We start from the raw sequence: 12,416 nt of genomic DNA, 5'->3' as shown, positions 1-12,416 counted from the left end.
GCCATGCCCGCAGGCACGGCGCGACGGCATGTGCAAAAATCAGACGCGATCGAAATTGGTCGGCAGAACCAACATGTCGCGGATCGTCACGTTGCGATTGCGGGTGAGGATATATTCAATGGCATCGGCCACTTCGGACGGCTCGATGATGCTGCCCGATTCCTTGGCCTTGCGCAGGTTTTCTTCCGGCCAATCGGCCAGCAGCGCGGACAAGACCGGGCCGGGAGACACCTGCGACACACGCACGCCATGCGGGATCATCTGGCGGCGCATGGTCTGCACGAAGCAGGTGATCGCCCATTTCGAACCCGCATAAACCGGCTCCCAATGGGTCGGGAAATGGCCGGCGATCGAGCTGGTGACGATGATGTCGCCGGTCTTGCGTTCGCTCATATGTGGCACGACGGCATGCACGTTCTTCATCACGGCGTTGATGTTGAGGTTGAGCATGCGGTCGATTTCTTCGGCCGTCGTCTCCGTCAGGTCGCCACCGATATAAGTGCCGGCATTGCAATAGAGGATGTCGATATGATCGACCTTCTTGAGGATTTCCGGGATCATCGCGGCGCAGCTATCGGCATCGAGCAGATTGGTGACCTGCGGGATGGCCTTGTCTCCGAGCTTGGCGACCAGTTCGTTCAGCGCCTTTTCGTTCCAGTCGACCATCACAACCGTGCAGCCGTTCTCCAGAAGCTTTTCAGTGGTGGCGAGGCCAATGCCGGAAGCGGCACCGGTGATGACGGCAATCTTGCCCTCGAGGGATTGAGCCATGGTGTTTCTCCTGTGTTTGAAAATGGATTGATGGTGTGGTGGATCAGCGCCATTCGCGGGCGATGTAGATGGCAAGCAGGATGATGAAGCCGCGAATAATGTCCTGCAGGTACGGGTTGATGCCCATCAGGTTGAGGCCGTTGTTGAGGATGCCGAGCAGCACCGCACCGATCAGCGTTCCGAGGATAAGGCCACGACCACCGGCAATCGCCGTGCCACCGAGAACGACGGCGGCAATGGCATCGAGTTCGAAACCGACACCGGCATTGGGCTGGCCGGACATCAGGCGGCCTGTGAGAATGATGGCGGCGAGACCCGCCGTCAGGCCGGAAATGACGTAAACGGCGATCTTGATGCGGCCGGTTTTTACGCCCGAAAGCTTTGCCGCCGTCTCGTTGCCGCCGATCGCATAGACATGGCGGCCAAAGGCGGTGCGTTCCAAGAGAACCCAGGCGAGTGCATAAACGATCACCATGGCGATGACGGGCACCGGAATGATGCCGATGCGGCCGACGCCGAACCAGGAAATCCACGAGGGCAGGCCCGAGATGGGATAACCGCCGGAATAGATCAGGCCGGCGCCACGGGCGATGCCCATCGTGGCGAGCGTGACGATGATCGCCGGCATGCGGCCATAGGCGACCAGAAGGCCGTTGAACAGGCCAAGCCCGACAGCGATGCCGATGCCGGCCATCAGCCCCGCCCAGCCGGGTAAGCCGAAATGCACCATCATGCCAGCCGCCATCGTGCCGGCCAGCGCCATCAAGGCACCGACGGACAAATCGATACCGCCGGTGAGGATAACGAAGGTCATGCCGACGGCGAGGATTGCGACGATCGAGACCTGCCTCAACACGTTGAGGATGTTCGACACGGAAAAGAAATTGTCCGAGGCAAAGCCCATCAGGACCGAAACGACGATCAGGCCGGCCAGCGGCAAAGCCAGTGGCGAATGGATCATCGATTTCCAGATTGGCGTGGCGGAGGTGTCCGCCTGTCCGCCGGTGATAGTGTCAGCGTCATGCGACATGGTGTGTCCTCCCGGTTGTTGCGTGGGTCATGATCTCTTCGGAATTGATGGCGTCACCCTCGACTGTCGCGACGATGCCGCCCGAGCGGAACACACAGACCCGGTCGGACATGCCGATGACCTCAGGCAGTTCCGACGAAATCATGATGATGGAATAGCCACGCGCGGTGAAATCGCGCATGAGCTGATAGATCTCTGCCTTGGCGCCGACATCGATGCCGCGTGTCGGCTCGTCGAAGATCAGCACTTTCATTGAGTGGTTGATCCAGCGGGCGATCACGACCTTCTGCTGGTTACCGCCCGACAGCGTATCGACGCGGGCAAACGGGCTTGGCGCCTTCACACGCACCTGCTGCATGGCCTTTCGTGTATCCCCCAGCTCGCGGGCGCGATTGATGAAGAAATGGCCAAGCAGATATTTGCCATAGTTGTTGAGAGAGACATTGTGCAGGATCGGGAAACTGGTGATCAGCCCCTGTTCCTTGCGGCTTTCCGGCAGAAGGCCGATGCCCGCTTCCAGCGCCTGTGACGGATCGGCAAACCGGATTTCGATACCGTTCATCCGCAGCTTGCAGCGCGCAGCCGAATAGGCTCCGAGCATGGCGAGAACCGTTTCCGTGCGGCCGGAGCCGACGAGGCCGGCAAAGCCCAGAATTTCGCCTTCCCGAACGGAAAAACTCGAAACCGGCCCACCCTTGGCAAGCTGCACTTCCTCGATCTCGAGAACGTTTTTTGCGTCAACGGCGATGGCCGGTTTGGGCGGAAAGCTGTTTTCGATCCGGCGTCCGACCATCATTTCAACGAGCCGCGCCTGATCGACATCGCTGACGTCACACGAGGCGACATATTCGCCATCGCGCAGCACGGTGATGCGATCGCAAATCTCGAAGATTTCTTCGAGGTGATGCGAGATGAAGATGATCGCCACGCCCTGCTCTCGCAAGCTACGCATGACGTGGAACAGGTGCTCGACTTCTGCCGGCGTCAGCGTTGCGGTCGGCTCGTCCAGCACCAGAATGCGCGCATCGAGCGCCAAGGCCTTGGCGATTTCGACGAACTGCTGTTCGGCAACCGAAAGATTGCGGATCGGCACGTTGAGCGGAATGGAAATGCCGAGCTGTTTCATGATTTCGGCTGCCCGCTTGCGCATCGCCGCCCGCCTGATGAAGCCTAGACCATTGCTCAACTCGCGGGCCAAAAACATGTTTTCGACGGCGTTCAGGTAAGGAACCAGCGAAAATTCCTGGAAAACGACGCCGACACCAGCATCGATCGCTTCATTGTAATCGCTGAAATTTCGGACCTCGCCATCGATGCGAACTTCGCCTTCGCTCGGCTTGATAAGACCGCACAGGATCTTCATCAGTGTCGATTTACCGGCGCCGTTTTCACCCAGCAGCGCGTGGACCTCGCCCGCCTGCACGGTGAGATCGACCCCATGCAGGACCTCGATACGCCCGAAACTTTTCTTGATGCCACGCAATTCCAGCATCGCTTCCTCCCACATTCTGTTTGGAAAAGTCGCCCCCGCCAAAAAGCGAGGGCGCTCGGGAGGCGCTTACCAGCTGAATTCGGCAGCGTTTTCCTTGGTGACAGGGCGAACATCGATCGGCACTTCCTTCGGCACGACGCGGGCACCCCATTTCTGTGCAAGCGCCATGGCGAGGCCGACGCGGATCTGGTCACGCGGGAACTGTGCGGTGGTCTGGATGAACGGCGTGCCATCGGCGATCGCCTTTACCGCTTCTGGTGCACCGTCGACCGAGGTCAGCTTGACGTCGCGGCCGGAGCCCTGGATGGCCGCAAGCGCACCCATGGCACCACCGTCATTGACGGAGAAGATGCCCTTCAGGTTCGGACGGGACTGCAGCATGTTTTCGACGACGCCGAGCGCGACCGAGCGGTCCTGACGACCATTCTGCGTATCGACCAGCTTGATGCCCTTGAACTCGGCCAGTGCTTCTTTGCAGCCTTCGACGCGCTGCAGGATCGGCACGACCGGGATGCCATCGAGAATGGCAACTTCGCCCTCGCCGCTCAGCGCTTCGCCGAGCGCCTTGCAGGACTGGTAACCGGCATCCTTGTTCTTCGAGCCGACAAACGTGTCGACCGGACCATTGGCATTGGCATCAACGGCTACGACGATGACATCCTGCGCCTTGGCGGCGTTGACGGCCGCCTCGACACCGGCGCTGTCCGTCGGGTTGAGCAGCAGGATGTCGATCTTCTGCTGCAGCATGTCCTCGACATCGGAAATCTGCTTGGCAACGTCATGGCCGGCATCGGTCACGACGACTTCCGCGCCCAACGACTTCGCTGCCTCGTCCAGTGCTTCCTTCATCGAGACAAAATAGGGGTTGTTCATTTCCTGAAAGGTCATGCCGATCTTCAGCTTGGCATCCTGCGCCAGGGCCGAGCTTGCGGTCAGCGTGGCGACGGCGATCGACAGCGCGGTCAGTGTCTTTTTCATCCGATATTCCTCCCTTTGGACAACGGCAGGCAACACCTGTCCGCTTCCGGAAAGCACCACGCTTTCCGAATTGATCTTCCCCGATCTGGGGCATTCAGTTGTCTGGCCTATTCGGCGGCTTTGAAGGCTCCATTGGCCGCGAAAGTCGCGCGGAATTGCGAAGGCGGCATTCCCTTGAGCTTCTGGAAATGCCGGTTGAAATTGGAAAGATTGGAGAAGCCGATTTCATAACAAATTTCGGCAACTCTCACGTCGGGACGTGTCACCAGAGCCAGACAGGCAAGGTCGACACGTAACTGATTTCGGTAGCGCACCAGCGTCGTGCCGGTATGGCGCTTGAACGCCCTCGAAAACGAACTCGGGCTGTGCCCGACCATATCGGCCAGATCGCGTTCATCGATATCGTCGGTCAGGTGCTCGCGAAGATGGGCGATGGCGCGGTTGATGCCGCTTTCATTGATGTTGGAAAGGTCGAGTTCGTAGCTCAGGCTGGCCAGCACTTCCGGTTCCGGCGCGGTCGCCAGAACGTCGAGGATTTCCCAGAACAGTGCCAGCCGCCGAATGCCGCGTGTTTCGATCAGTTGTTCGATCAGCGGCCGCACCCGGTCACTGGTGGCATTGTCGAACAGCAGGCCGCGATGGCTGCGCTCGAGAAGCGGTACGATCGCCTCCATCTCCACCATGCCGGCAATACTGTCATCGATGAATTTTTGCGGGAACTGGATGACCAGAGAGCGGGCCGGCACGATTTCATCCGGTTCGATTTCGGAGATCCAGTTCTGCGGCAGGTTCGGCCCGGTCATGATCAGCTGGCCCGGTCCGAAGCGGCCGATATGATCGCCGATGTAAAAACGGCCGGAGGTCGCGACGACGAGATGTATTTCGAATTCGGGATGATAATGCCAGCGAACCGTGCGGAACGGATAGCCATGCGTCCAGGCTGCGAAAGATTCGCCCTTGCGGATATGGACCAGTTCCAGATCGGGTTGCACAGCATCTCCTCCCAAAGAGCGCACGGATATTCATCGAAATCTGCAAACCTCCGACTTTGCAGATTTGATCTTTGGCAGGATCATAAACATCGGAATATCAGGCGATCTACATCATGACCAAAATTTAACTGATACTTTTTTGAGATGCATTTGTTCGCACCTGCAAACATCAAATCCGTGAACGGAACCGGCATTCGGTCATTCTAAACACAGCCGTTCGGGTCGAAAAACCGCGACTTCAAGAGTCTTTCGGCTAATTCAACTCGTCCAGAAAATCGCGCTCGGCGCGCTCGACAGCGCTCGCATTCAGAACGCGCCGCATCAAGGCGACGGCGACAGCGCGCGTGCGGAGATTGTACCGGCTCTCGTCATCGCCGGTCTCCTGATAGACCTCGAGTTTTTCATAAAGCTGCTGCAGGCGGTTCTGCACGGTGCGCAGCGAAAGCTTTTTGCGGCTTGCGATGGTCTTGTCGGTCAGACCCAGCGCAACATCGACAAGGATCTCGTATTCGGCATCGCTCAGCCCGTGCCCGGACCCCATGCCCTTCTGCTGGATGCCGCGCACCTCGCGATCGATCACGCATTGCGATTCCAGAAAAACGCTGCGCAAGGCCAGTTTCAGGCGCTCTTCGGATGTGGATTTCAGCACATAACCATAGGTCGCACCTTCCGGAACGATCCGCGAAACACCACGCACATAGGCCTCGTCGGAATAATTGGACCAGAACAGGATTTTCGTATCCGGCCTTTCCCGCCAGATGGTACGCGCGGCCTCGATGCCGTTGCGCTCGCTCATTTGCAGGTCCATCACCACAAATTCGGCACGCAGTTTTCGCGCATCGACCTCCCCCAGCCGACCGTTTTCGCTCTCCGTCACCGCATCGCATTCCGGCAGCGCCGCGCGCACCGCTTCATTCAGATAGGAGCGATGCAGAGCGTCATCCTCGATGATTAGCACCTTCATTCCGCAGCCTCCGTCTTTACTGCATGTTTGAGCGGAAGCGTCACCTTCACCATCGTACCCTTTCCCCCGGCATTTGCCGCCATTTCCAGTCGGGCCGAAATCAGCCTTGCCCGTGTCTTCATGTTGTCGATACCGCGCCCCGGCAGATCATGAGACGACACCCATCCGCCCCCATCATCGCTGACCTCAAGCGAGACCGCACTATCGGCGGCCCGCAAGGTCACGGTCACCATGCCCGGCTGCCCATGGCGGATGGCGTTATTGACCGCCTCCTGAACGATACGAAACAGCGCAGTCGCAACGGTGCGGTCGAGATCGACAAGCGTATCGCCCGCCAGATCGATCACCTGCCAGCGTACCGGCAGACCGCTTTCGCGCACCGAACGTTCCAGATGGTTTTCGATCGCTTCGGCCACGCCGAAAAGCTGCAAGACGGTGGGTTTTGCCTCCTCGATGATCTGACGCAGGTCGTGCATGCATTGCTGCAAGGCACGGCAGAACGGTTCCAGCGCGTCGCCCTGTATCGTCCCCTCACCCGTCAGCCGCTCGATGCGACGGGTCAGGCGCGTCAGATCGGCCAGTGTCTGGTCGTGCAGGTCCATGCCGATGCGCTGCCGTTCCGCCTCAAGTGCTTCGGTCAGTTTCAGTGCACCCAGCCGCAAGCCTTCTTCCCGCGCCCGCGCTTCGGTTTCGATCACGGCCGAAAGCTTGGCCTGTTCGGCGGCACGTAGCGCGAAGAAATAGGGCGCCAGCAGGTCCGCCACCGCACGCGCCTTTTCGACATCCTCCATACCGTAGCGACCGATCTGCCGCGACGAACAGCTCAACGCGCCGATCACATCGCCCTGCGCCTTCAGGGGGACATGCACGCGACTGTGTAGGGAAAGTTCGATGATCGGGCTGGAAAAAGCGCCCTCGAAATGAAAGCGCGGATCGTTGCAGGCGTCATCAGCCAGCAGAAAATCCACCTCGCCGGCCAGCAGCGTGCGGATGGGACTGCCGCTCAGGAGCGCTGGCGGCTGTCGGCTCCAGGCGGTTTCAAGCCCGCTTTCATAGGCGATATGGTATTTGCCGTGCACCATCTTGATGCAGACATCGAGATGATCATGCGGAATGATGTGCCGGATTTCCTCGGCCACCGCCTGGATGATCGCGTTGAAATCCAGCTGACCCGCCAACAGCCTCGAAATGCCGAGATAGCGGTCGAACAGCGCATTGCGCCCCAGATCGAGCATGGTTTGGACCTCCTCCCAGTCCTTCACATCATTTAGAGTGGTTCATTGTTAAATGGAACCAGTTCTGCCGGAGCAGGTTTTCGTCGGGGCAGTGGCGATTGGCGAAGCGCATACCACGTGTGTACGTGCGAGCCGATCGCCGCTGATCCCGGCGGAAAGATGCCCGGCCCTACGGGTTGGCTGAAACGGGCCGTCTGATCGCATGGCCGGCTTGGCCGTATGCTTTGGCTACGGCGCGCGCCGGCCATGCGCCCAGCCAACTCCGTTTGAGCCAACAGAACTGGTCCCATTTAACAATGAACCACTCTAACGCCAGCTTTTTCAGCTTGTCCTGCGGGAACCCGCAGATCGTTGACGTACTCCCGCAAAAGCGGTGCTCATATGCGCCTATACAACGTGAAAATTCTCCTCCATTCTCGATTTACTGAGCAAGAGGGGCTCAGGGCAATGATTATCTGCGGACAACCGTTGAGGAGCGGCCCGAAGATATTTTGGGATTTTTGGGAGGAAATCATGACCATCAGAATAATGCTGGCGGCATCCGTCGCCTTCGCTTGCCTTGGCGGCACGGCCTTTGCCGATACGTCGTCCAAGAAGATCGCACTGTCCAACAACTATGCCGGCAATTCCTGGCGTCAGGCGATGCTGACCAGCTGGGACAAGATCACCAAGGAAGCCGTTTCCAAGGGTGTGGTCGCGGCAGCCGATCCGTTCACCACGGCGGAAAACCAGGCGACCGAACAGGCAGCGCAGATCCAGAACATGATCCTGCAGGGTTATGATGCGATCGTCATCAACGCCGCATCGCCGACCGCGCTCAATGGTGCCATCAAGGAAGCCTGTGATGCCGGCATCACCGTCGTTTCCTTCGACGGCATCGTGACCGAACCCTGCGCCTGGCGTATCGCCGTCGATTTCAAGGCGATGGGCGAAAGCCAGATCGATTACCTCGCCAAGAAACTGCCCAAGGGCGGAAATCTTCTCGAAATCCGCGGCCTTGCCGGCGTGTCCGTCGATGACGAAATCCATGCCGGCATCGAGGTCGGCGTGAAAAAGAACCCGCAGTTCAAGGTGGTCGGTTCCGTCAACGGCGACTGGGCGCAGGACGTTGCCCAGCGCGCCGTCGCCGGCGTTCTGCCGAGCCTGCCGGAAGTGGCAGCCGTCGTGACCCAGGGTGGCGATGGTTATGGTGCGGCACAGGCTTTCGCCGCCGCCAAACGCCCGACCCCGACTATCGTCATGGGCAATCGCGAGGACGAACTCGTGTGGTGGAAGACCCAGAAGGACAAGGACGGTTACGAGACCATGTCGGTCTCCATCGCGCCTGGCGTCTCGACGCTCGCCTTCTGGGTTGCGCAGCAGATCCTCGACGGCAAGGAAGTCAAGAAGGACCTCGTCGTGCCCTTCCTGCGGATCGACCAGGACAATCTGGAAGACAACCTGAAGAACACCCAGAAGGGTGGCGTAGCGAATGTCGAATATTCGCTTGAAGATGCCCAGAAGGTCATCAACGCCAAGTAAAGGCATTTCAGGCCGCCGGGGCGAAAGCGCCCGCCCATCGTCCCGGCACACCCTTGCGACACAGAAACGATAGCGATCGCATGACAGAACCCTTGCAACGCAAAGAGGTGGTGGCTGCCCGTGCCATCAAGGTGACGTTCGGTGCCGTCAAGGCGCTCGATGGCGCCGACCTCGTGATCCATTCCGGCGAATGTGTCGGGCTTGTTGGCCATAACGGCGCCGGCAAATCGACCATTGTCAATGTCATTAATGGCGGGCTTTCTCCGCATGAGGGCACGCTCACCTATGGCGGCAGTGCCGTCCATGGCATTTCGGCGGCCCGTGCGAGCGGCGTGCGCTGCGTCTTTCAGGAACTGTCGCTCTGCCCCAATCTCACCGTCAATGAAAACGCCCGTATCATGCATGCGGAACTGAAGGGCTGGAACTGGCGCAGCCGCGCTGGCGAACTCGTCCGAGGCCAGTTGCAGAAAATTTTTCCCGGCCACGCCATCGATTGCGACAGCACGGTCGACGACCTGTCGATCGCCGAACGGCAGATGGTGGAAATCGCCATCAGTTTTGCCGGGCTGAACCAGAGGCCGAAACTCGTCATTCTCGACGAACCGACCTCCTCGCTGGATGCCGGCCTTGCCGCCCAGTTGATGACCTATATCCGCACCTTTATCGGCGAAGGCGGCTCGGTGCTGCTGATCTCGCATATTCTCGGCGAAATCCTCTCCACCTCCGACCGCATCGTGGTGATGAAGGACGGCCGCGTGGTGGCCGATCGTGCGGCAAAGGCGTTCAACACCCATAGCCTTGTGGAGGCGATGGGCAATGTCGTGCGCGAGCAGGAGTTTTCACGCAAGGTGACCGAGCGGACAGGCGCTCCGGTATTGTCCATGCCGCCGCATCCACGGCACGGCATCGCTTTTCAAGCCTATCGCGGCGAGATGATCGGCCTTGCCGGTCTCGGCGGCCACGGCCAGACCGACGCCCTGCTGGACCTCTATCTTGAACACAACAGCAACTGGTGGCCGAGCCGCAAACGCGAGATCGCCTTCGTTGCCGGCGACCGCAGCCTCAACGGCACGTTTCCGCTCTGGAGCATTCTGAAAAACCTGTCGATCGCCTCGCTCGGACAGCTGTCGTCCCGAAAGATGGTGAGTGACAGCCGGGAAGCCACGCTTGGCTCCGGATGGAAACAGCGTATCGAGATCCGCACGCCGGACATGCAAAACCGCATCCTGTCGCTTTCGGGCGGCAACCAGCAAAAGGTGCTTTTTGCCCGGGCGCTGGCGACCACCGCCTCGACAGTGCTGATGGATGATCCGATGCGCGGTGTCGATATCGGCACCAAGCAGGAAGTCTACGAAATCCTGCGCTCCGAGGCCGCCAATGGCCGCACCTTCATCTGGTATTCGACCGAAATGGACGAGATCCGCCTTTGCGACCGTGTCTACGTCTTTCGCGAGGGCGCCATCGTTGCCGAACTGGTTGGCGATGAGATCAGCGAAAAAAACGTGCTCGCCGCATCCTTCAGCGAAGGAGAAGCCGCATGAAACTGTCTTCCGGCACCATCCGCCTGATCATTCCCGCCGCCTCGCTGGCATTGCTGCTGGCCGCCGTCTTCTACATGCAGCCGCGGGCGATGAGCTATACCGGCCTCAACCTGCTGTTCAACCTCGCCGTTCCGATCGCGCTGGCGACGATCGCGCAGATGCTGATCATGTCCGTCAACGATCTCGATCTGTCGATGGGCACATTCGTCAGTTTTTGCGCCTGCGTGGCCGCCACCGTATTGCAGACCTCGCCGCTTCTCGGCGTGCTGATCTTCATCGGCGCCATCGCCGCCTATGCCGGCATCGGCGTACTCATCCATGTGCGCGAACTGCCATCGATCGTCGTCACGCTCGGCATGAGTTTCGTCTGGGGCGGCCTTGCCGTGCTACTTCTGCCCTCGCCCGGCGGTACCGCTCCTTCCTGGGCGCGCGCCATCATGACCGCCAAGCCGCCGGTCGTGCCAATGGCGATCGTTGCCAGCATCCTGATCGCAGCCGTCACCCATTACATCGTCATTCGCTCGTCGTTTGGCGTTCTGATGCGCGGCACCGGCGGCAATGACCGTTCGGTGGAACGCGCCGGCTGGTCGGTGATCGGCATCCGCGCCGCCACCTATGCGCTGGCCGGCCTATTCGCCATCCTCGCCGGTATTGCGCTGGTGGGTCTCACGACCTCGGCCGACGCCAATATCGCCCTGCGCTATACGCTGCTGTCGATCGCCGGCGTCATTCTCGGCGGCGGTGAATTCGTCGGCGGCAAGGTGTCGCCGATCGGTGCCGTCATCGGCGCGCTGACGCTGACGCTCGCCGGCTCCTTCCTGTCCTTCATGCGCATCTCGCCCGACTGGCAAATCGGCGCACAGGGCGCCATCCTCATCGTCGTTCTGGCCCTGCGCCTTGCCCTCAACCGGCTGGAAAAGCGGGAGAAACATCAATGACCCTGCAGAAATTCCTCACCGAAAAACCGTGGGTCTGGTCGTTTGCCGCCACCATCGTCGTCTGGGTCACCACCGTCCTTTTCACCGGCGGCGCCAGTTCCTTCGGCCTGTCGCAGGCAGCCCTGACATTTGCCGCCTTTTCGGTGATCGTCGGCATCGGCCAGATGTTCGTCATCACGCTGGGACCGGGCAATATCGATCTCTCGGTCCCCGCCACCATGACGCTGTCCGGCACGCTGGCGCTCAAGCTGATGGACGTGCAGGACGGCATGATCCTTTTCGGCCTCATGGCCTCCATCGGCATCGGCCTCGTGATCGGGCTCGGCAATTACATCCTGATCAAGCTCCTGCGCATACCGCCGATCATCGCCACGCTGTCGATGAGTTTCATCGTCCAGTCGGTGGCGATCTGGAGCAATCGCGGCCTGCGCATCAAACCGCCGGAAACGCTTGCCGGTTTTGCGACATCGGGCCTGTTCGGCATTCCCAACATCGCGCTCGTGGCACTGGTGCTCTCCGTCATCGCCTGGGTTCTTCTGGAAAAATCCATCTATGGCCGCTGGATTTCGGCCATCGGCCAGAGCCGCTTCGCCGCCCGCATGGCCGGCATTCCGGTCGACGGAACTCGGCTTGTCACCTACATGCTCTGCGCCGTGCTCGCCTCCGTCTGCGGTTATCTTCTCGCCAGTTTTTCCGGTGGGGCGGCACTCAACATGGGCTCGGAATATCTGCTGATGTCGATCGCCGTCGTGGTGATCGGCGGCACGGCGGTTGCCGGCGGCAATTCCAACATTCCCGGCATCTGGGGCGCATCGCTCTTCATGTTCCTCGTGGTGTCCATGCTCAACACCTACGGGTTTGGCGCCGGTTTCCGCCTCATCCTCACCGGCTTCATCATCATCGCCGTCATCCTGCTTGCCGGTGGCAAAAAATCGAACCGCTGATCACTCGTTT

Annotated in this window: 11 protein-coding genes; 4 read left to right on the top strand and 7 right to left on the bottom strand. The window is 59.9% G+C overall.

The genetic code is table 11. From position 1 onward, the window contains the following. Nucleotides 1–39 precede the first annotated feature (39 nt). From J2T09_RS05620 to J2T09_RS05590, 7 genes are all read right to left on the bottom strand, one after another. Nucleotides 40–771 carry an SDR family oxidoreductase gene (locus J2T09_RS05620; RefSeq protein WP_306832042.1) on the bottom strand — a complete coding sequence of 244 codons (732 nt, stop codon included), beginning with the start codon at nucleotides 769–771 and terminating at the stop codon, nucleotides 40–42. Between the two features lie 43 nt (nucleotides 772–814). Then, entirely contained in the window at nucleotides 815–1,801 is a 987-nt protein-coding gene (locus J2T09_RS05615) for an ABC transporter permease (protein ID WP_306832040.1), read from the bottom strand. Further along, nucleotides 1,791–3,293, bottom strand: coding sequence for a sugar ABC transporter ATP-binding protein (locus tag J2T09_RS05610; protein WP_306832037.1), 1,503 nt, complete (start codon nucleotides 3,291–3,293; stop codon nucleotides 1,791–1,793). The genes J2T09_RS05615 and J2T09_RS05610 overlap by 11 nt, the downstream gene beginning before the upstream one ends. Before the next feature lie 66 nt (nucleotides 3,294–3,359). Further along, nucleotides 3,360–4,271 carry an ABC transporter substrate-binding protein gene (locus J2T09_RS05605; RefSeq protein ID WP_306832035.1) on the bottom strand — a complete coding sequence of 304 codons (912 nt, stop codon included), beginning with the start codon at nucleotides 4,269–4,271 and terminating at the stop codon, nucleotides 3,360–3,362. Between the two features lie 107 nt (nucleotides 4,272–4,378). After that, nucleotides 4,379–5,263, bottom strand: a complete 885-nt coding sequence (locus J2T09_RS05600; protein WP_306832033.1) for an AraC family transcriptional regulator — start codon at nucleotides 5,261–5,263, stop codon at nucleotides 4,379–4,381. A 253-nt stretch (nucleotides 5,264–5,516) separates the two neighbouring features. Next, entirely contained in the window at nucleotides 5,517–6,227 is a 711-nt protein-coding gene (locus J2T09_RS05595) for a response regulator transcription factor (RefSeq protein WP_306832031.1), read from the bottom strand. Further along, nucleotides 6,224–7,462 (bottom strand): GAF domain-containing sensor histidine kinase, encoded by a 1,239-nt coding sequence (locus J2T09_RS05590; RefSeq protein WP_306832028.1) that lies wholly within the window; start codon nucleotides 7,460–7,462, stop codon nucleotides 6,224–6,226. The genes J2T09_RS05595 and J2T09_RS05590 overlap by 4 nt, the downstream gene beginning before the upstream one ends. Nucleotides 7,463–7,975: 513 nt before the next feature. On the opposite strand from J2T09_RS05590, the gene J2T09_RS05585 reads away from it, so the two are divergent. From J2T09_RS05585 to J2T09_RS05570, 4 genes are all read left to right on the top strand, one after another. Further along, nucleotides 7,976–8,983: an ABC transporter substrate-binding protein gene (locus J2T09_RS05585; protein ID WP_306832025.1), complete on the top strand. Its 1,008-nt coding sequence runs from the start codon at nucleotides 7,976–7,978 to the stop codon at nucleotides 8,981–8,983. An 80-nt stretch (nucleotides 8,984–9,063) separates the two neighbouring features. Next, nucleotides 9,064–10,524, top strand: coding sequence for an ATP-binding cassette domain-containing protein (locus J2T09_RS05580; RefSeq protein WP_306832023.1), 1,461 nt, complete (start codon nucleotides 9,064–9,066; stop codon nucleotides 10,522–10,524). Beyond that, a complete protein-coding gene (locus J2T09_RS05575; protein ID WP_306832021.1) occupies nucleotides 10,521–11,462 on the top strand; it encodes an ABC transporter permease in 942 nt (313 codons plus the stop codon). Before J2T09_RS05580 ends, J2T09_RS05575 begins: the two co-directional genes overlap by 4 nt. Further along, on the top strand, nucleotides 11,459–12,406 hold the full coding sequence (locus J2T09_RS05570; protein ID WP_306832019.1) for an ABC transporter permease: 948 nt from the start codon (nucleotides 11,459–11,461) through the stop codon (nucleotides 12,404–12,406). The genes J2T09_RS05575 and J2T09_RS05570 overlap by 4 nt, the downstream gene beginning before the upstream one ends. Nucleotides 12,407–12,416: the final 10 nt, after the last annotated feature.

Source organism: Neorhizobium huautlense, from assembly GCF_030811685.1.
Lineage (GTDB): Bacteria > Pseudomonadota > Alphaproteobacteria > Rhizobiales > Rhizobiaceae > Neorhizobium > Neorhizobium huautlense_A.
Note: the sequence above shows the minus strand (reverse complement) of the source record. Positions and strands in the feature narration are given on the sequence as shown.

What these genes read in the sequence shown, in the direction of transcription:
- J2T09_RS05620 (WP_306832042.1), bottom strand. Translation starts at nt 771, where the DNA reads ATGGCTCAATCCCTCGAGGGCAAGATTGCCGTCATCACCGGTGCCGCT.
- J2T09_RS05615 (WP_306832040.1), bottom strand. Translation starts at nt 1,801, where the DNA reads ATGTCGCATGACGCTGACACTATCACCGGCGGACAGGCGGACACCTCC.
- J2T09_RS05610 (WP_306832037.1), bottom strand. Translation starts at nt 3,293, where the DNA reads ATGCTGGAATTGCGTGGCATCAAGAAAAGTTTCGGGCGTATCGAGGTC.
- J2T09_RS05605 (WP_306832035.1), bottom strand. Translation starts at nt 4,271, where the DNA reads ATGAAAAAGACACTGACCGCGCTGTCGATCGCCGTCGCCACGCTGACC.
- J2T09_RS05595 (WP_306832031.1), bottom strand. Translation starts at nt 6,227, where the DNA reads ATGAAGGTGCTAATCATCGAGGATGACGCTCTGCATCGCTCCTATCTG.
- J2T09_RS05590 (WP_306832028.1), bottom strand. Translation starts at nt 7,462, where the DNA reads ATGCTCGATCTGGGGCGCAATGCGCTGTTCGACCGCTATCTCGGCATT.
- J2T09_RS05585 (WP_306832025.1), top strand. Translation starts at nt 7,976, where the DNA reads ATGACCATCAGAATAATGCTGGCGGCATCCGTCGCCTTCGCTTGCCTT.
- J2T09_RS05580 (WP_306832023.1), top strand. Translation starts at nt 9,064, where the DNA reads ATGACAGAACCCTTGCAACGCAAAGAGGTGGTGGCTGCCCGTGCCATC.
- J2T09_RS05575 (WP_306832021.1), top strand. Translation starts at nt 10,521, where the DNA reads ATGAAACTGTCTTCCGGCACCATCCGCCTGATCATTCCCGCCGCCTCG.
- J2T09_RS05570 (WP_306832019.1), top strand. Translation starts at nt 11,459, where the DNA reads ATGACCCTGCAGAAATTCCTCACCGAAAAACCGTGGGTCTGGTCGTTT.